The following is a 21,885-nucleotide window of genomic DNA, read 5'->3' on the forward strand; positions in this document are numbered from 1 at the left end:
TGTTTGTATTTGGTTTGGAAAACCTTGCGAAGGTTGACTGAAAAAAACTTAAAACCTTCGCAAGGTTATTAAATCTATTCTTCCAATGTTGAAATATCTCCCTCGCTTAATCCTTGAGCTCGTGCTTTCAACAAACGCCGCATAATTTTCCCGCTCCGTGTCTTTGGCAATGTCGTCACAAACTCAATCTTCTCCGGTTTTGCAATTGGTCCAAGTTCATGGGAAATGTGTTTTCGAAGATCTTCTATGAGTGCATCATTCCCTTCGTTTCCCGCTTTCAATATTAGATAGGCATGAATTGCCATTCCTTTCAGCTCATGCGGTAGTCCAATAACAGCGGCTTCAGCAACCGCGTGATGCGTTATGAATGCCGATTCAATTTCTGCTGTTCCCAAGCGGTAACCACTAACTTTAATGACGTCGTCTACTCGACCAATAACCCAGAAATATCCGTCACTGTCTTTTCGGGCGGAGTCGCCGGCAAAATAAAATCCGGGATAAGTGCTCCAATAAGTACTGACATATCGTTCCGGATCTTTAAAGATGGTTCGCATCATTGCCGGCCATGGATTTTTTAGGATGAGAAATCCTTCTTCACCAACGGCAACAGGTTTCCCTTCAGCATTGACAACATCAGCGTCGATGCCGGGGAATGGTTTTGTGGCAGAACCCGGTTTCAATGGTTGCGCAGGCATCGGTGCCATCATAAACATTCCCGTCTCCGTTTGCCACCATGTATCCATAATTGGACATTTTTCTTTTCCGATAATTTTGTGGAACCATCGCCACGCCTCGGGATTGATCGGTTCGCCGACGCTGCCGAGTAGTCGAAGGGAAGAGAGATCATGTCGATTTGCCCATGATTGACCAAAACGCATTAATCCACGAATGGCAGTCGGTGTAGAATAAAAAATTGTAACTCCATATTTTTCGATAATAGACCACCAGCGGTCTGGATAAGGATAAGTCGGCGCCCCTTCATACATGATGGATGTTGCACCGGCAATTAATGGTCCATAAACAATGTATGAGTGTCCTGTAATCCATCCCGGATCAGCCGTACACCACCAGCGATCTTCTTCTTTTAAATCGAACACATCTTTAATAGTTGCATTAATTCCAACGGAGTAACCGCCGTGTGTGTGAAGAATAGCTTTTGGCTTTCCAGTAGTTCCGGAAGTATAAAGAATGAAGAGGGGATCTTCTGCATCCATTACTTCGGTCTCACATTTCAAACCGTTTTTTGACATTGGCATCGTCATCAGTTCGTGATACCAAAAATCACGTCCCTGTTCCATCGTCACATCAATGCCGAGATGTTTAATGACGACGACATTTTCCGGAGCTCCTGAACGCTTTAAAGCTTCATCCACAATTTTTTTCAGTTCAATTTTTTTTCCGTTCATATTTCCGCCGTCGGCGGTGATGACAACTTTCGATCCACTATCTTCAATACGCCCATGAAGTGCTTCCACGGAAAATCCTCCGTACACAACTGAATGGACTGCGCCGATTTTTGCTGTAGCAAGCATGGCAATTACCGTCTCGGGGATTCTCGGCATGTAGATGGTGACAAGATCGCCTTTAACAACACCCATACTTTTGAGAACATTGGCAAATTTGCAGACTTCTCGATTCATGGCATGATAGGAAAACGAACGAACTTCACCTTTTTCGCTTTCCCAAATCAATGCAAGTTTATTGCGTCGCCACGATTTCACATGTCGGTCCAAAGCATTCAAAACAATATTTGTTTTCCCACCCGTAAACCATTTGAAAAATGGTTTGTTTGAATCATCCAAGACAGTATCCCACTTTTTATACCACTCAAGTTCTTCCGCCCGTTTTGCCCAATAGGCTTTTATATCTTTTGCTGCTTCTTTGCGGACGGCTTCAGGATCTTTTACATTTGCTTGAGCGATGATGTCAGGGGATGGGTAGTAGATTTCATCTTTTGCGGGATTGACCTGCGCATTTTTTGTTTCCGACATTGTAATACTCCTTCAAAAAAGTCTCATTGATGTTTGTGGGAGAATGTTCGAAATAGTACAGAAGATACATGATTTATGCAAGGGATTTTGTGTGAAAGAGATTGCTCAAAAAACAAACGATACCAATAGAGAATGCAACGACCATTGCATTCACCGATGTTGCTGTATTCCTTCACTCCTTGTATATTCTTTGTATGCAGAAAACAGTAATCCTCATTTTTTTTCTCTTTCAATTCATTACGCCGCAACAACTTCAATTTCAACGATTGGGATTAAGCGATGGTCTACCTCAGAGCACAGTCAGTGACATTGTGCAGGATAAAGAGGGTTTCTTATGGCTGGCGACATGGGATGGCCTTGTTCGGTATGACGGATACAATTTTGTTACGTATCGGAGTGATCCAAACGATTCAACAACACTATCAAACAACAATGTCCGCGCTTTGTTCTACGATTCGTCAGGTTTTCTCTGGGCAATGACGCAGCTTGGATTGAATCGATTTCATCCGCGCACTGGTGAGGTGAAACAATTCCTACCCGATTCTTTAGATCAATTTTCGATGCCGTCGTTGAATATTTATTCAATGGTGCAACGAAACGATGGAAAAATATTCGTTGGTTCCAATGACGGTTTTGGAATCTATGATACAACAAGTGAACAATTCACAAACTATGTTCTTCCAAGCGTCAACACTTCTTTGGGTAATAAATTGACCATTCATGGAATACTCATTGAATCTGATGACATCTTGTGGATGGGGTCTCTGGATGGTTTACTTCGATATCATCTTCGTTTTAATACAGTTGAGCGGTATCCCTATACCGATACCAACGGGAAACAATTTGGTGTTTTTGAACCAATTCGGGATACGCAAGGGAAATTTTGGTGTGTTTCTTCGAACGATAAAGTAGTGGTTTTTGATCCTGTGGGGAAAAATTATTTAGAACCCACCTACAAAAATTCATTTCTTCGCTGTGAATATAATGTACATCAAAGCCACCTCGATCGGGATAGTTCGTTATGGTTTACATCGTACGAAAAATTAATGCATGTCAAAAAATATGCTCAGGTTTCTCGTTCAAAAATAGTAATTCAAGAATACGAAGAGTTTCGACACGATCCGATCAATAGTAAAAGCCTGAATGCAGTTTCATTACTCTCATTTCGAAAAGATCAATCAGGAGTTATTTGGGTTGGAACTTCTTCCGGGTTGAATAAATCTATTCCTCAAAGGAAAAAGTTTGTTTCATTTGGCTCCACGCAACAAAAGATCCCATCATTGACAAACGGGGAAATAATTACATTGCTTCAATCCGGGGAGGATACATTATGGATTGGAACCCGCGAAGGAGTATTTCTTTTAGGAAGAACACAGAATACCTATACCGTATTGGGAAAATATTTTAATATTCCTAAAACAACAATTTATTCACTCTTTAAGGATAATGAAGGAAAATTATTGGCAGGTACTCGGGATGGATTGTATGTGTGGAATACACGTTTGAAACAGTTTGAGTATAAAAATATTCAACCGACGTCATCAATCTATCATTGGCGCATCTATTCCTTCCTCGAGATGGATAGTACCTTATGGATCGGTTCAAGTGATGGATTTTTTAAATCGATCGGCAAAACATACGAACGCTTTGAACCAATCCCGTTCGATACTTCATTGTCAAAAATATTTCCAGTGCTTCATCTTGTCAAAGGTAGTACAGCTCACTCAATTATCGTATGCACTAATGGGAGGGGAATATTTCGATATGATACACAAAAACGAATGTTTGTCCGCCACTATCAATACAGCAAAGGGAATACTCAATCGCTCAGCAATTCGATTGTGATGCATGCGTATGAAGATCCCAATCATACATTATGGGCTGCCACATATGGAGGTGGACTGGATAAGATCGAAGAAATCGATGGAAAAAGTTCTTACACCCATTATCAAGAAAAGGAGGGCTTAATCAACAATAATCTATATTGTGTTTTGCCGGATTTGTATGGGGATTTATGGATGAGCAGCAATAAGGGAATTTCTAAATTTGAAGTGCGTACGGAAACCTTTTATAACTACACTCATCAAGATGGACTACCCTCGAACGAGTTTAATCAAAATGCATTTTATCTCCACCAAACGGGAAAAATGTTTTTTGGAGGAGTTTCTGGATTTGTTGAATTTTATCCATCGCAGATTGAAGAAAATACGATTGTTCCGCACATAGCCATTACGGATTTTAGGATATTTGAAAAACCGCGAAATGAACTTCTTGAACACAACACAATCGTACTGCCGTATAATGAAAACTATTTATCATTTGAATTTGCTTCGTTGTGTTTTGAATCCCCGCAAAAGAACCGTTACGCGTATCGTCTACTCGGTATTACCGACCAATGGACTTATACCGATGTTCGTAGATATGCTAGTTTTGCCAATCTTGATCCGGGTGAATATGTTTTTCAAGTGAAAGGAACGAATAATGATGGAATCTGGAATGAAACAGGAACATCGATCAACATTCGTATCTTACCACCATGGTGGGGAACAGTGTTATTTCGAGGAGCTTCAGTATTTCTTTTTGTTAGTTTGATCATTGGTGGTGTTTGGTATACTTCGAAACGAAAATTTCAACGAAGTATTGTTGAATTACAACAGCAGAAGGCGATTCTTGAGGAACGCCAACGGACCCGTGAACAAATTGCACGCGATTTGCACGACGATGTTGCCACGACAATTAGTAGTATTTCTCTCTATGCCGAAATGGTACATCATCGATCGAGAAAAAAACGTAGTGATCTTGTAGATGCAGTCGAAAAAATTTCTACTCTTTCTTCTGATGCAAAACAAGCGATGGAAGAAGTTGTATGGTCTTTATCGCCGCAACATGATACTTTAAATAATCTTGTTGATAGAATTGGCGATCTTGCCGCTCAATGGTGTGCTGACCATTCCTTACAATGTCATCTGGCATTTTGTATTATTCCCCCAAATATCATGATCTCAGAAGAAATACGTAAAAACGTTTATCTTATCTTTAAAGAGGCGGTGAACAATATAATCAAACATTCAAATGCCTCGTCTATAGAATTGATCTCTTGGTATGAGCAGGAGTTCTTTTATCTAACCATTCGTGACAATGGGAAAGGAATGGGTGGAGAAAGCATAAAAAAGAATACGGTCGGCGGCAATGGACTGCTGAATATGGAAACAAGAGCTAAAACTATCGGCGCAGAATTCACTGTTGAATCGAAAAAAAATAAAGGGACAAGTATCTCCGTGAAAGTAAAAATAGCGCAGTTGCGTCATTGATTCTGCGAAGACTCAGCGACATATTAACAAACAGATTATGCCACAGAAAAGAAAAAATATTCGTGTCGTTCTAGTCGAAGACCATCCTTCTTACAGAGAAATAGTCAGTGAAGTGATAGAATCGGCAAAAGGATTTGTCCTTACTGACGTCTTTGAAAATGTCAATGATGCGTTGGAGCATATGCCAGAGGCGGATGTTGTACTGATGGATATCGGACTTCCGCAGCGCTCCGGGATTGAGGGAGTTGCAGAATTGAAGAAGCGTGCAAATCCGCTTCGCATAATTATGCTGACCAATTTTACCGATGATGAAAAGATTATGCAAGCAATTTTTGCCGGCGCCGACGGATATTTATTAAAACAAACCCCGGGGCATAAGATTCTTGATGCCATAGTCGAGACCATGAATGGTGGAACGTCCATGACACCGTTTGTTGCGCGAAGGGTACTGGAAGCGTTCAAAACTCGCGCAGAGATAAAGGATGCAACCACCGAAAATATTTCAACACGAGAACAAGAAGTATTGGGACTGCTTGTTCAAGGATATAACTATAAACAGATTGCAGAGAAAATTTTCATTTCACCAGAAACCGTTCGAAACCATATCCGCAACATCTACGAAAAACTTCATGTCCACTCCCGCAGTGAAGCTGTCTCTAAAGCAATCAAACAAGGCTTGCTGAAATAAACATCTTCCCATAGATTCTCTGACGCAAAATGACACATATGCGTTATTGATGCTTACTCCTCCTGACGTTAATTTATTGATAAATAGTCCGTAAAATTTATACTTACTCATAGGGGAAACCATGAAACTATATGTACTGGTTGTATTTTTTTTCACTTCGTTATTTGCTCAGACTGGATGGCAAACACAACATCCGTATCCAACAGCAGTATCGTTGGGTTCTATCCATGCCTTTAATCAAACAACCGCAATTACTGTTGGAAATTATACTGTCATAAAGACGACAGACGGCGGTGTGACTTGGAAAAATATCCCAACCTCAACACAATATAATTTTACGATCCAATTTTTTAATGCCACTCTCGGCTTTATTTTGGGTAGCGACATACACAAAACCACGGATGGTGGAGAGACGTGGACAAAAATTACTCCGACAATATCGGCGTTTTATAATTCCATAAAAATATTTAGTCCGGATTCTATCTATGTGGGGGGCAGTTATGGCAATACACTTTACTTTTTGAAAACAACAAATGGCGGAACAACGTGGAATTCAACAACAGTGAGTACAAAATCCGGAATCAGTTCTATGTTTGCACTTAATCCACAATATATTTGGATCGGTCATTTTAAAGATGGTTCCATTTGGAAGTCAACCGATGGCGGAACGACATGGGGGCAGACGCTTACCGGTGCAGGTCAATATTTGACAGATATCTATTTTAAGGATTCAACATCGGGAGTGGCGGCATCTGAACTTGGACTCTATGCGACTACAGATGGTGGAAAAACGTGGGGTGTTAAAACAGTGGCCGGATCAAATAGTGGAAAATTTAGTTTTATTGATGTCAACAATGGCTGGCTGCGCGGATCAAGTTTGAGTAAGACTACGAATGGTGGAACCACGTGGACAGCTGTTGGAAATCCCCCGAGTGGTGCGGCAGGACATCAATTTATTTCATCGACCGTTGGATGGATTGTTGGAAATGGAGGTTTGGTCGCCACAACATCGGACGGCGGGGTGACATGGACGAAAAAAAACTCTTCGCAAACAACTAATTCCTGCGCTGACGTGCAATTCTTCAATGCGGATACGGGCTGGGTTATCACCAATACAGAATTCTTAAAAACAACAAATGGAGGGACTGTTTGGAATAAGCTTAAGACATTTATCGGTTTCTCAGCATATGAATTCCGTTTTGTTGACAGTCAAAATGGCTGGGTTGTGGGAAATTCCCAGGGAGGATTGAATTCAGCTTGGAAGACGAATAATGGAGGATTAAGTTGGACTGGTTTTTCTACCGGAGTAAATAAAACTCATTATGCTGTTTCAATGGTGGATGCCAATAACGTTTGGATTGCTGTGGATAGCGGATATGTTGTCAGTACGACCGATGGGGGATCGACTTGGACAAAATCATTGGTAGGTACATCGCGAGCAATGACAGAAATATGGATGGTGAATGCATCAACAGGTTATACAACAGATGACAAGGGAGGAGTGTATAAAACCACCGATGGTGGAAAAACGTGGGTAAATAAATTAGCACCTTTTGCAACCAGTATTACATCATTATGGATGATTGATGAGAATACTGGTTGGATTACGTTTGGAAGTTCAGCGGCCCAAAAAACAACCGATGGTGGCAGTACCTGGAGTTCTGTATCCATTGGTATCGAAAATTTAAGAGATATTCAATTTGTAAATTCCACTATCGGATTTGCCTGCAGTCAAAATTCGTGGTTTTACGGAACCACGGATGGAGGAACAACATGGACAAAAAAGTCCGGTGCCGGTGACGTGAATGCATTGTATTTTGTTTCACCAACTGTTGGTTATGCGGCTGGGTATTCCGGTCTTATTGCACGAACAAATAATGCCGGAGGTTTAACGGAAGTGAAGAATATTTCCAAAAGAACCATTCCTCAAAAATTTTCTCTTTCACAAAACTATCCCAATCCGTTCAATCCAAGCACAGTGATAAATTATCAGTTACCAATGAACAGTCATGTGATATTGAAAATATATGATGTGTTAGGAAAAGAAATTGCCCTGTTGGTAAACGAAGAACTTGCAGCAGGAAATTATTCAATAAATTTTGAGGCACCGAAATTATCTAACGGAATGTATTTCTACAGATTACAGGCAGGCAACACCATTGAAACAAAACGAATGATGCTTATAAAATAATTTTAAAGTTTAAAGATAGATAGATAAAAACATAATATGATATTTCAATGGATTCAATGATATATCGTTGTAGTCATAAGGAAAACACAATGAAAAAGTTACACTATGTCTCGTTTATGCTAGCCTGTAATATTTTATTTCATAGTTTTGTTATGGCGCAGTGGGATTCATTGGGAGCGGGGTTAGCTCAAAATGTGACCATAAACGTATTAGCGGGGAGAAGTATTCTTCTTGCCGGCACATCTTCTGCTGGAATTTATGGTTCAACAGATAACGGTAATAATTGGTCGGCATTGAATACTGGCTTACCGGCGAATTCTGATGTCAAATCAATTACAAATTTTTCCTCAAGCACAGTTGCAAGCGTCTGGAGCAATGGTGTTTATCGATCCACCGATAATGGTCAAAATTGGAATTCTCTTAATACCGGTTTAACTCTTTTAAATTGTAATTCTCTCTATGCACTTGGTGATTTCATCTTTGCCGGGACGGAAGGTTCCGGTATTTTTCGATTAGATGTTACAAGTGAAAGTACAATCACGAATGGATGGAGTGTAAAAAGTACCGGATTGCCTGCAAGTGCCAAAATACGATTCATCAGTACGAAAGGAACAAACCTTTATGCTGCTTTAAACGGAAAAGGCGTTTATAAGTCAACCGATTACGGTGAAAATTGGGCAGCAATAAATACTGGATTTGCTGCAGCCGATTCCTTTGCTCAAACAATTTGGGCAAAATCCGGCACGACACAAATATATGTAGGAATGTTTCAAGTAGGCTCGGGTGGAACTGGTAAAATGTATCGCTCAGATGATGATGGAAGTTCCTGGATTGCCTTGACTGGTATTGGAACAAATACAAATGCAGATCCACGATGTTGGGAAGTCGTTGACACTGTTGTGTGTGTTGGATCTGATGCAAAATATGCAGGTGGAGTTCGAAGCACAAACAATAAAGGAACTACTTGGATTGATATTAATACGAACAATCTTAATAAATATGATGTAAATTCTCTTTTTAAGTTTGGAAATTATTTGTTTGCAGGAACAAAAAACAACGGTGTTTGGCGTAGGACAGTATCAACGATTCTTCCCGTTGAACTTGTTTCTTTTGATGTCCGCACTGTCGGTAATACAAATATACTTTATTGGAAAACGGCAACGGAAATCAATAATTATGGTTTTGAAATTGAGCGGCATATCAATAACTCGTGGACCAACATTGGTTTTACTAGCGGGGCGGGAACATCTCATTCTCCTAAAGAATATTCATATACCGATCGAACTATTTCAACAGGAAAATATTCGTATCGTTTGAAACAAATCGATCGTGATGGAAAATATGAATATTCACAATCTGTCGAAGTATTCGTTGGACAAACACCCGACATATTCACGCTCAAACAAAATTATCCTAATCCGTTCAATCCCACGACAACTATTGAATTTCAAATTCCACAGAATGGATTTGTCACATTAAAAGTGTATGATGTTTTAGGTAGGGAAGCCGCCACACTCGTGCATGAGCAAATGAATATCGGGTCTTATAAAACGTCATTCAACGGAACAGGCTTAGCAAGCGGAGTGTATTTCTACCGATTACAAATTGGAAAATTTGTGGAAATGAAAATAATGACTTTGCTGAAATAATATTGCGAATGGTTGCTTCAAAAATAGTATCGATAAAATGTAAGCCAAAGTAATATTGTCGTTCATATATGAAGGCGATTGAATGACAAAACAGAAACGCCGTTGACCTGGGGAGGTTCAACGGCGTTTTTTATTCCCAACAGATTTTCCAAATCTCCAAGATTTGGAAAATCTATAATTGTCATGATTTTTTTGTTTCTGACTTTTTTGTCTTCATGGATTTTGAATGACTGTCGCCCTCGTCACCACAGCAGTCATCTTCGCATTCCTCACCATCCGATTTCGACTGTTTTTTCAATTCGGTTTTTGACCCTGCTTTTCCTTCATGTGCATCAAATCCCGCATCAACAACAGCTTTAATTAACGAAGAAGTGGATGTCTTAGCGCTGGCGTACGTTACAGTTGCCTTTTTGTCGTTCAAATCAACTTTTGCTTTGGTAACCCCGCTTACTCCTTTTAATGCTTTTTCAACTGTGCTAGCGCACGATTGGCAAGTCATTCCTGAGATAGAAAGGGAGATGGTTTTTGTTTTATCCTTTGCAAAAACCGAAAGAGCAAATACAACGGTGATCAGTACGATATATTTTTTCATGATATTCCTTTAATTGGTGTATGAACCTAACGTTGAAAGATACCAGATAAGTTCCCATGATTCAATGTCGATGTCTATTTTTTTTCCGGTTTCAGAACTATCTTTACAATATTCTTCATGTCAAAATATGTTTTGGCGGAATGTTGAATAGAAACGGCAGATAATTTATCGATCTGCTGCGGTATTTTTAACATTGATCTGGGATCCTCGCTGTTTGTATAGGCTCCACGGAAAACATTCATCCAATAATTATTTTCTTTCAGGTTTACTTCACGATCCCGGCGTTGCAATTCCTTTACTTTGTCAACGTACAGAGGATCTGTGGGTTTCAATTTTAAAGTGTCAATTTGTTGCATCACTGCGGTGACTAATTCATCAACTCGTTCAGGATTGCAGCCAAAACCGATACGGACTGAATATTCCTTTCGTGGATAGAGTGAGGGTGAACCTGAAACGCCTACACCATAAACGCCCCCTTTGTCTTCTCGAAGGACTTCACGAAGTTTTATCCTTAATACTTCGATCATGGCATTAAATTCGAATCTGTTTTGATCATTCCACACGAATGGTCCAGTAAATGTTAATACCACAGAGCTTTTTGGTTCAATTCCCTTAATCACCTCTTTTGTGACGATCCCCTTTGGAGCTTTCATTCCCACATCTTTCCAATTCTCTTTTCGTTTTGTTGAAGGAAGACTGGCAAGATATTTTTCAATAAGTGGTTTTAATGAATCTGGTTTTATGTTGCCGACAAAAATGAATGTGAAGTCGCTGGCATCCGCAAATCGTTCTTTGTAAATGGTATATGCACGGACAAGATTCACTTCATCCAACAATTCCGGTTGTTGTGGACGGGCACGGTAATGATGCTGAGTCAACGTCACCTGAAGAGAATCTTGGAATGTTTTTTCCGGTGAGACATTCATATTCTGTAAATAGGATTTCATTCGCGAAAGAAACGCACCGGCAGCATTGGTGTCCAGACGGGGCGAGGTGAAACTTAAATAGATAAGTTGGAACATTGTCTCAATATCCTGCGGAGCTGCGCTTCCGTTGAATCCTTCTGACAATTCCGAAATGGAGGGTAGGACACGGACAATTTTACCGGTAAGCATTTTTTGGATCGACACTGCGTCAAATTCTCCGATGCCGCTCAACAGCGCAAGTTGCGACGACATCACTCCGGACATAAAATCTTTATCGGACACGAGAGAGTGACCACCCGGACTGAACGCTGAGAATAAAATTTCATCATTCTTAAAGTCGGTCGATTTCACAACTACTTTTGCACCGTTCGACAGTGACCATTCCCATGCTCCTAAATCTTTAATTTCTTTTTGTTTCACAACTTTACCCGGTTTTGGAGCGGTACCAAGAAGCGGCTTTGAACTGACTGCATCTACATACGGTTCTAAAGTTTTTGTGCTTACGTCACGTAATACATTGAGCACTTCTTCCATTTTCGGAGCAGCGACTCCTTCTTTTTCCGGAACTGATACGGTAATAACACGATTGTTATCGGTGATCCGTTCACTGGTGAGAGCATTTATTTCTGCAAGAGTTATTCCCGGAACGAACTGTTTGTAAAGTTCAAATTCCACTTCGATACCCGGGATCAGTTCCTGCTGTAAAAAATGACGAAGGTATTCATCAGCATGGCTTCGAGATTCTGTCTTTTCACGTTCCCGGAACGATTGTTCAATCGTCCTGACACTTTGCATTTTTTGGCGGTCAAGCTCGGATTGTGTAAATCCAAATTGTTTTACTCGATATGCTTCAGTGACCAATGCTTCAATGCCGCGAAGAATTTCATTTTCTTTTACGTTTGCAAAAAGGCCATATGCTTGTGCACCTCCGATAAATTTGAAATTCCCTGCATTACCGAAAACAAACGGAGGGTTTGGTTTCTGCAGCCGCTCTTGGAGGCGTGCGTTCAACATTCCATCGTATAGTTGATCGAGGATATATTTTTTATAATCGCTGACAATAATTTCCGCATCTCTTTTTCGTTTGAAATAAATATTCACCGAAGCAAACGGAAGTTCTTTGTCTGCCGCAATGGAGACAACCGGTTCGGAATGATTCGGAAGAGTGTATTCCGTTCGTGTACGTTCATTAGCGGGGTTTGTCAATACAGAAAATTGCTCTTTGATCATTTTCTCCATTTCAAATTTGTCAAAGTCGCCCACAGCAACAACAGCCATAAGATTCGGACGATACCATGTTTGATAAAATCGTTTCAATGCATCATAGTGAGCAGTATCAAGGACTTCTTTCTTTCCGATGGGAAGTCTTTTTGCATATTGAGAATTATAAAAAATTGTAGGATTATGTTTATTGTTCACTCGTTCAAATGCTCCGCGTCCCAGTCTCCATTCTTCACCGACAACACCCCGTTCTTTATCGATTTCACCATCGTCAAATGTAAGAGCGTGTGCCCACTCTTCAAGTATTTTCATTGATTTTTTTACGACGGTAATTGAATCTGTTGGGACTTGGATCATGTATACCGTTTGGTCAAAACTGGTATAGGCATTCAAGTGAGGACCAAAACGGACTCCAGTTCTTTCCAGAAAATTAATAAGATCCATTTTTGGGAAACTGGCCGTTCCGTTGAAAGCCATATGCTCCACAAAATGTGCGAGACCTTGTTGATCGTCATCCTCTAATACAGACCCTGCCTTCACAGCAAGGCGTAGTTCCATTCGTTTTTCCGGCTTCTTATTTTCACGGATATAATAGTGCATACCATTGGAAAGCGTCCCGACAAGTATTTGAGGTGAAATACCCAACGTATCTGTTGTGCTGAAAACATGTTGGGATTGCGCTGAAGAAATGCCCCAAAGAAGAAGAAGCAATATCGAAATAGTACTGTGACGTAGGAGGGTGTTCATAGGAATGCCTTTCAGATGTTTGAGAGATTTGGTCAGCAATGGTTGAGAAGTTAATCTATTTGTATTCCAGATTCAATTAAATTCATTCTTCGTAATCCTGTGAATAAAGCAAGAAGGGATATAATTGTATGTATGAGAGAAATCGAAAAAATAATTGTCCAAAGTCTACCTTTATAAGTCGACAACAGCAATACCGTGAATCTGGTATATTGAAAGAATTGGTTTTTAATGCTCAGCAAAGGTGAATTTTGGATAGTTACTTCAGTGGTTTAGGAAATCCAAATTAAGGGACTGTTATATAGATTATCGGTCCAAGATTCTGTAAATTTTATTCAATGAACATTGCTAGAGAATTCTCATCAATAAATACTTCCATTATCAGATTAATCTGTGCGGCACTTGTTTTTGGGGCTTTTTCTTGCACTTCAAAAACAAATAACGAGAGACCATATCCATCCGAAATAACTACATGGTATCGGCAAGCAACGGTCGATCTCGGCGCCCGGATCATTATGTTTTCCCCAGACGATGGTATTGCAATCTCCCGCGGAATGGGGAAAGAAGTGAAAGGGAAGGTATATCGATTTCACAAGGGACAATGGTTACCGTTTTATGAATATCCGTATTCTGACTATCCTTTAATTGCAGGATCTGATTCTATCGATGTTTGGACAGTGAATCATCGCACACATGAGGGTGCTTACCAACCTATTCAATCAACATTTCTGCATGGAGTTCGCAAAGAAGTACCAATTCCAAAAATAATGTGGGATGATATTGATTATGTCATGTTCAAAGGAATTCATCGTTATTCTGATGGGACAGCATGGATGGTTGGACAACAGGGACACATCCTTCATTATGACGGAGGGAAATGGAAAGAAGTGGAAAGTCCCCTTATCAATCCCAATCGAACAACGGCATATGATGGGGACCTAAACGATGTTGTCATGACATCAAAAAACAGCGGATGGGCTGTGGGAAGAAATGGAGTCATTATTCGATATGATAATACACGCTGGGAAAAAATTGAGTCTCCAACAAACCAGACGTTACAAAAAATATCGATGGTGAACGATTCCACAGGATGGGCAGTTGGAAATAGCGGGACGATTTTGATTTGCAGAAATTATCAATGGCAAAAAGTTTCGATCGATATTCGTGAACAATTGTTCTCTGTTTTTACTCTTGATGAGCAGCGTGCTTGGATCGTTGGAAATAATTCCACGTTGTTATCGTATGATGGCAGTTCTTGGAGACAGGACGAGTCAATAAAAAATTACGATGATTTGTTCTCAGATATTTCAGTTGTGAAAGATTCGGCAGGCAAATTCCATTTGTGGGTGATTGGGAACCAGGGAATTTATACCACGTCTCAATCGCTGGGATTTTCTTTTACAGATATTACGAATCAGGCAGGTCTTCGTCGGGCTGGGAAACTTGCTCATTTCTTTTTTCGCAGTAATCAGTATTTTCCCGATCTGCTGGTGGCGAACGATGGTGGAACGAGCCTTTTGTATGAAAATAACGGTTCGGATCTCTTTTCGGATGTTACTTCTGAAACAAATCTTCTTGCAGCACCACGCGATGCAATGACAATGGCGGTTGGTGATGTAAATAACGACGGAGAAGACGATATTCTTCAATTGGTTGACAATCGAAATTTCAAATTTTATCTCGGTACAACGGCAGGGGGTTTTCGAGATTTCTCCGAGCGTTCCATGTTGAACTTTGCTGAGATAAATCCTCTTGTACCCAACAGTGCAAAATTTGTCGACTTGAATAATGACGGGAATCTCGATTTGTATATTTCCAATTACGATCTTCCGGATCAGATATTTCTCGGTGACGGTTCAGGAACATTCTCTGTCGTTACAACGGAAACAGGAATTAACAAGGTGCTCAACCATGCATCCTATGGAGCAGTATTTGGAGATTTTAATAACGATCGACTGACCGATATTTTTATTCCATATTATGTCAGCAGCAAAACAAAATTCTTCAGTCTTTTTTTGAACAACGGTGGAATGAGGTTTTCGGAGAAGGATGACTCTCTATTTTACTCACAAACCGATCTTTCTCCGACGGCGATTGCCCTCTCCGATTTTAATAATGATGGAAATATTGATTTGTTCATCCATAGTCAAAAAATTCCACCAATGGTATGGACTAATTATGGAAACGGATCTTTTAAGGATGTTTCACAACAGGCAGGATTTACGCAATTGATAAATCATCCGGAACCGATAAATGGAATTGTAGGAACAGGAGATGTGAACAATGACGGATGGGTTGACATCTTTGCCGGATCGAAACTTTTTCTGAATTCTCCCCAGTTCACATTTTCGGAAGTTTCGGAACGCGTTGGTATCCAGTTTGTCGGTACACCATCGCTTTCGGATATTGATGATGACGGAGATCTGGATATGTTTATCGGAAGTTCACGCGCTTCGCTTGGTAAAGGAGATCGGGCAGTATTGTTTCGAAATAATTTGAACGAGAAAAATTATATTAAAATAAAAATTGTTGGTGATGAATCGAACCGCTCCTCAATCGGCGCAAAAATTGTTTTGCGAAATACTAAAGGAGAAATTCAATCAAGAGTTGTCGGAAGCGGGGGGAATCAATTAACTACTCAAAATGTTAACCAGATTCATTTTGGTGTAATGCCGGATGAGAAATATTCTATTAAAATAATATTCCCATCTGGTAATATTCAAGAAAGTGCGGAAGTGTCTTCCGGTGTTATCGTCACTTTTTCAGAATCAAATTTCGTTACCGGACGGTTGATTGATTGGAGAAAATCGATTCAACGAAATCTTTCCTTACTATCACTTTCATCAATTATCCAAAAATGCATCTCACTCGGCGTTGTTTTATGGATCATATTTATTATTGGTAGGAAAATCGGGGCACAAAAAATTATGTCCAGATGGTATTTCGTTGTAAGCGTTGTGATCTTGTTTTTGATATTGGTGCATATCAGTGTGTATGAATCCGAAATTGCCTCAACAACTATTGCGTTTCTTGGCACTTCCGGAATTTCCGTCATCTTTTTATTCCTCGGACATTCAATCCTGAAAAAACGTGAAGCATCATTTATCTCTCATTATAGACTAATGGAACTTCTCGGTTCAGGTGGGATGGGAAAGGTTTATAAAGCAATCGATACGAATACCAAACAGATTGTTGCTTTAAAAGTATTGAATCCCGAATTGTTGAAGGATCCAGAAAACCGACGCCGACTCTCTGCCGAAGGGCATATGCTTGCATCGTTCAATCATCCGAACATTGTTAAAGTATTTGAAATTGGCGAATCGAGCGAACGAGGATATATTGCAATGGAATATCTTAACGGGGGAACGTTGCGCGAACGATTGGAGAAAGAACATCCACTTTCGATCCATGAGATCAAGCGATATCTTCTTCAAGTATGCGATGGATTATCGGAAGTGCATGGAAACGATATTATTCACCGCGATCTGAAAACAGGAAATTTAATGCTCGGTGCTGACGGAAATCTTCGTATTATGGACTTTGGATTATCTAAATCGCCATTGGTAACAACAATGACATCGCTCGGCACTGTGTTGGGAACGCTTGGATACGTAGCGCCGGAACAAGTGACCAGTTTGAATGTAGACCGGCGAACCGATATCTTCTCTTTGGGCGTGGTCATGTATGAATTGCTGACGAAAGAATTACCATTCAAAGGGGAGAATGAGATTGCTCTGATTCATTCTATCTTCAATACGGTTCCGCCATCTCCGTCACATCTGAGGGATGGTCTTCCGGGTGGATGGGATGAGATTGTTGCGAAATGTCTGGCAAAAGATATGAACGATCGGTTCGCCACAACCGATGAAGTAAAAACTAAAATTCAACATTTGTAATTCATCATTCATTATTGTTTTTCACATGTCTGACCTTCGACAAAAATATCAAAAACTGCTCGGCGATTCCATGAGTCAACTCTCATCCGAGTTTATGGAGTTGACGACTCTGCTTAAATCATCTCACGTTGATTCTGATGTAGCAAAAAAAGTAGATAAACTATTCAAAATGTTGATGGATGCAAACCGCAGGCAAAATAGTGAAACGAATATAATGTTCGACCAGATGGAGAAGTTGGAAAAATCGATTGAGCAAATCTCCGAAGCGAAGCGGCAATTCGAAGTATTGTATTCGTCCGGAATTTTGTTTTCGTCGGAAACGGAAATGCGTTCGTTGATGGAGAAGGCGATAACAACCGTTGTGAAAGAATTGAGGGCGGATCAAGGATTTATTGTGTTAGCTGATGAGAGTGGAGCAACAGAATCGGTGGTATCATGCAATATGGATCCCGAAAAAAACCCCGAAGCGAAAGAAATGAGTTCCACTGTTATTCGGAATACAATTACCAAATCTGAGCCAACCCAATTTCCACAATTTGATCAAAAATTTTCAAAACAGAACAGTATTATTCGATTGGGCATCACTGCTGCAATGTGCGTTCCTTTGGTGGCAAAAGATAAAGTGTTTGGTGCTGTCTATCTGGACAGGCGAAATAAAGAAAAAGCATTTACGGAAGCAGATTTAGTCTACCTTCTTTCCTTTGCCCGACAGATTGTTCGGGGATTTGAAATATCTATTGAGATTACATCGCTGGAGAAAAAGCTTGTTGCTGAAACTGTGATGAAATTTGAGGACCTTCGAAAGGACTTGAAGTGTAAAGATATTATTGGCTCCAGCAAAAAATTGTTTGATGTCCTGAAGATAGCATCGAAAATTGCTCCCACTGATGCCAGTGTAATTCTTTATGGTGAAAATGGAACAGGAAAAGATCTGCTGGCACATGTCCTTCACCACAACAGTAGAAGGTCGAGCGGATCGTTAGTAACAATCAATTGCGGAGCAATTCCAAACGATCTACTTGAATCAGAACTATTCGGTTATGAAAGCGGGGCATTCACTGGCGCCACAAAATCAAAACCAGGAAAAATTGAACTTGCCAACGGTGGAACATTATTTCTTGACGAGATTGGTGAACTGAATGTCAATCTTCAAGCGAAACTTCTGCGAGTTATTCAGACAAGAGAATTCGAGCGTCTGGGGAGCGTGCAATCCAAAAAAATTGACGTTCGAATTATAGTTGCAACGAATCGAAATATTCCGGAAATGGTTGCAGCTGGAAGTTTTCGTGAAGATCTCTATTACCGCTTAAAAGTGATTGAGTTGACGATGCCTCCGCTGCGCGAACGAAGGGAAGATGTCGCCGAGCTCTCCAAATACTTTACGCAGAAATATTCCAATGGAAAATTGATCGAAATTTCTTCTGATGCCATGAATGTGTTAGAAAGTTATGTCTATCCCGGCAACGTACGCGAATTGGATAATATTATTCAACGGGCTGTTGTCTTGATGAAAAGTGATGTCATTGAAGTGTGGGACCTTCCGCCGGAAATCATCGAAGAGGAAAAATCCGAACCGATCGTTGCCGGAGGGAAATCGTTGGAAGAAGCTGAAACGGAATTCCGAAAATTATACATTCTTCGAGTACTCCGAGCTGCGAAATCAAAATCCGAAGCAGCTCAAATGCTTGGAGTAAACCGCACACACTTCTATAAATTATTAGCTCAATTAGGAATTGAAATCTAATAAAGCCGTTGCAAAAAACTGCGCTCAAAAACCATCTCGGAAGTTGAGCCTTAACTTCCTGTCGCTTTTAAGCGACATGTATTCCCCTTCAATCTGTTTCTAACCTGCGACACTCTGCTTGCAAGTAAAAAATCTCCATTAAATTCAGGGAAAAACGAACCTAATTTTTAAGATCTTTGGAACACCATTTGTATTACCATCTAAAAATTGAATACCAACTATGGAATTTTATGCAGGAAAATATCCTCATTATTGATAAAAACACAATTGAACTTCGACGACTTCGAGAAGTCTTAACCCGTGAAGGTTTCGGAGTTATGACGGCGACAGATAGTACTATGGCAAAACAGATATGTGAACAGATTCCAGTAAAATTTATTTTAGGGGAAGCCGAATTGCTCGGTTTTGGGAAAAAATAAAGTGCACAATTGAGGGAGAACGGTATGATTCGCTTACACATCATTTCATTATTGATTTTTTCGGCAACCTTATTTTCTCAAGATCCTGGCGATGTTCATTTCGATTATCGTTTTGGAATTCCTGGTACGAGTTATTACCAAACGAAACTCTGCGTTGATCCACGTAACGGGGATGTGTATGTCGGTGGCGATCAGTTTACACATGCAGGAACAGTGGCGGCGAAAAATATTGCAAAGTGGGTCCGTGCAACAGGAAGATGGGAAGCACTTGGATCAGGAATTATCGGAGGAAATCCTAGTCCCGAAGTAAAGGCATGGGTTGTAGATCCTCGAAACGGTGATCTTTATGTTGCCGGAGGATTTACAACGGCAGGGGAGTTCAGCGCAAATGGATTGGCAAAATGGAACGGTACTGCCTGGTCGGCAATTTCAGGCAATAACTATCAAGGTATTACTGCAATGACAATAAATCCAAACAATGGTGATTTGTATGTTTCTTATGGATCCGTGACAATCGCAGGTGTGAATGCGGTACGTATTGCCCGATGGGATGGGACAAAATGGAATCCGCTTGGTGCTGGAATTTCTTCATCAGTAAATACCATGATCTATGATGCCGTAACAAATGTTCTGCTTGTAGGTGGTCAGTTTAATACCCTTGACGGGAAAATGATACGCGGACTTGCAAAATGGAATGGTACTTCGTGGGATTCCGTCGGATTTTCATTCCTGAATTCAGGCGCAACTGGAGTTGGAAACATTTATTCTATTGCCCTGGATGGAGTGAATATTTATGTCGGTTGCAGTTATGTGAAAGTCGGTAGTAAATTGATCCCCAATCTTGCAAAATGGAACGGGTCTTCGTGGAGTGCTGTGGATTCGCTGCTCGATACAGGGATCGGAAATGTTACTGTGGTCAATGGTGAGTTGTTCGCCACGGGTGTGCATCGTCAATCTCAATCAAGTAATTCTGTAATGAGTAATTTGGCAAGATTCAGTAACGGTAAATGGGAAGGGCTTGGTATGATTTCCGGTTATGCTTCGGCGCAGATTGAAAAGATCGCATCGTATCAAAATGAAGTGATTGTGGCCGGAAGGCAGATCACCGGAGCAGGAAATGTCTCTGTAAAGAATGTTGCACGCTATTCAATGGCATCAAAAGAATGGCTTGCTCTGAATTCACTCTCCACGCTTGGCATCGATTTAGCATACGGTCATTATGCAAAAGCGAATGGAAATCTTTTTCTGGCAGGTGAAATCCGTATTCCAGGGTCTCCTAGTATTCAACGGTGGACAGGGTACGGCTGGGCACCAGTCGGGCGAGGATTGTATTACGGACTAGGAAGTAACGCTGAACCTTCAGCAATGACATCCGGCGATAATGGCGATGTGTATGTTGCAGGTAAAATCTCGTTTGGACTAAATACGGATAGCTCAAAAGTTATGGCAAGCAGCATTATCAAATGGAACGGGACCACAAATAAATGGGAAGCGTTGGGAACAGGAATATTTGATAACAGTATTTATTCTCTCGTTTATCAAAATGGGAAATTATATGTTGGCGGTTCCTTTACCGTAAACAGTAACAATAAGATCAAGAATCTTGCCGTGTGGGATGGTGTCAAGTGGGATTCTATTACATCTGTCGGCGGCGTGGTGCGAAGTATTGCATTTGCTCAAAATGGTGACCTCGTGATTGGAGGTCAATTTACTTCTTTGGCAAATAATGCATCATTAAAATTTCTGGGAAAATGGAATGGAGTAAAATGGGATTCGCTTGGAATAAAACCGAATGCATCGGTGAGAAAAATCCTTTCCAAAGGTAACGCGATATTTGTAAGTGGTGATTTTACCAACATCGGTGGTAAATCCATTATCTCGCTGGCAAAATGGAATGGATCTCAATGGGATACCGTATCGTCAGCCGTGAGTCAAGTTCAGGATTTTGCATTCCAAGGGGACACCTTGTTTGTGAGTGGAAATATTGCAGGTTTGGGGTATCAATTCAATACAGGAGTTGGATATTTTATCAATAACAGTTGGACGAAGTTGGGGAGCGGTTTTGAAAATTTTCTATGGTATGATACGAAAAGTCCTGTTGCACCTAGCAGAATATTTGTTGATGGCGGAGATGTTTGGTTCGCGGGTAATTTTAATTTCGCCGGAAATAGACCAATGCTTGGTATCGCACGATGGAACAGCGCAGCAACTATTTCCACGGTACAACGAATAGATGAAAACATACCGGCAAGGTTTACCTTGGAACAAAATTATCCCAATCCTTTTAATCCTGCCACAATAATTCGCTTTGAGATCCAAAATACAGATGCGACGACATTGAAAATTTATGACATTGTCGGGCGGGAAGTAACAACACTTGTACATGAAAAACTTAATGTGGGAACATATGAAATGAAATTCGATGCAACAAAACTTTCGACCGGAATTTATTTCTATCAGTTGCGCAGTGGCAATTTTGTTGAAACAAAAAAAATGAATTTCATTAAATAAGG

Annotated in this window: 11 protein-coding genes; 8 read left to right on the forward strand and 3 right to left on the reverse strand. The window is 40.5% G+C overall.

Annotated features, from left to right (window positions below):
• Positions 1 to 74: 74 nt before the first annotated feature.
• Positions 75 to 1,991: an acetate--CoA ligase gene (acs, locus tag WDA22_04335; GenBank protein MFA5832689.1), complete on the reverse strand. Its 1,917-nt coding sequence runs from the start codon at positions 1,989 to 1,991 to the stop codon at positions 75 to 77.
• 101 nt (positions 1,992 to 2,092) lie between these two features.
• On the opposite strand from acs, the gene WDA22_04340 reads away from it, so the two are divergent.
• From WDA22_04340 to WDA22_04355, 4 genes are all read left to right on the forward strand, one after another.
• Positions 2,093 to 5,302: a two-component regulator propeller domain-containing protein gene (locus tag WDA22_04340; GenBank protein MFA5832690.1), complete on the forward strand. Its 3,210-nt coding sequence runs from the start codon at positions 2,093 to 2,095 to the stop codon at positions 5,300 to 5,302.
• A gap of 37 nt (positions 5,303 to 5,339) precedes the next feature.
• Positions 5,340 to 5,990: a response regulator transcription factor gene (locus WDA22_04345; GenBank protein MFA5832691.1), complete on the forward strand. Its 651-nt coding sequence runs from the start codon at positions 5,340 to 5,342 to the stop codon at positions 5,988 to 5,990.
• A 121-nt stretch (positions 5,991 to 6,111) separates the two neighbouring features.
• A complete protein-coding gene (locus WDA22_04350; protein ID MFA5832692.1) occupies positions 6,112 to 8,181 on the forward strand; it encodes a YCF48-related protein in 2,070 nt (689 codons plus the stop codon).
• Positions 8,182 to 8,270: 89 nt separating this feature from the next.
• Complete coding sequence (locus WDA22_04355; GenBank protein MFA5832693.1) at positions 8,271 to 9,830, forward strand: T9SS type A sorting domain-containing protein; 1,560 nt, start codon at positions 8,271 to 8,273, stop codon at positions 9,828 to 9,830.
• 181 nt (positions 9,831 to 10,011) lie between these two features.
• On the opposite strand, the gene WDA22_04360 is transcribed toward WDA22_04355, so the two are convergent.
• On the reverse strand, positions 10,012 to 10,422 hold the full coding sequence (locus tag WDA22_04360; protein MFA5832694.1) for a heavy metal-associated domain-containing protein: 411 nt from the start codon (positions 10,420 to 10,422) through the stop codon (positions 10,012 to 10,014).
• Positions 10,423 to 10,496: 74 nt separating this feature from the next.
• Positions 10,497 to 13,316: an insulinase family protein gene (locus WDA22_04365; protein MFA5832695.1), complete on the reverse strand. Its 2,820-nt coding sequence runs from the start codon at positions 13,314 to 13,316 to the stop codon at positions 10,497 to 10,499.
• Positions 13,317 to 13,651: 335 nt separating this feature from the next.
• Between WDA22_04365 and WDA22_04370 the strand changes: the two genes are divergently transcribed.
• The 4 genes from WDA22_04370 (at position 13,652) to WDA22_04385 (ending at position 21,883) form a co-directional block, all read left to right on the forward strand.
• A complete protein-coding gene (locus WDA22_04370) occupies positions 13,652 to 17,209 on the forward strand; it encodes a protein kinase (GenBank protein ID MFA5832696.1) in 3,558 nt (1,185 codons plus the stop codon).
• Between the two features lie 25 nt (positions 17,210 to 17,234).
• Complete coding sequence (locus tag WDA22_04375; GenBank protein MFA5832697.1) at positions 17,235 to 18,953, forward strand: sigma 54-interacting transcriptional regulator; 1,719 nt, start codon at positions 17,235 to 17,237, stop codon at positions 18,951 to 18,953.
• 230 nt (positions 18,954 to 19,183) lie between these two features.
• Positions 19,184 to 19,372, forward strand: a complete 189-nt coding sequence (locus WDA22_04380; protein ID MFA5832698.1) for a hypothetical protein — start codon at positions 19,184 to 19,186, stop codon at positions 19,370 to 19,372.
• A 24-nt stretch (positions 19,373 to 19,396) separates the two neighbouring features.
• The gene (locus WDA22_04385; GenBank protein MFA5832699.1) at positions 19,397 to 21,883 is read left to right on the forward strand and encodes a T9SS type A sorting domain-containing protein; all 2,487 of its coding nucleotides are present in this window, start codon (positions 19,397 to 19,399) and stop codon (positions 21,881 to 21,883) included.
• Positions 21,884 to 21,885: the final 2 nt, after the last annotated feature.

This window comes from Bacteroidota bacterium (genome assembly GCA_041658205.1).
GTDB lineage: Bacteria > Bacteroidota > Ignavibacteria > UBA10030 > UBA8401 > UBA8401.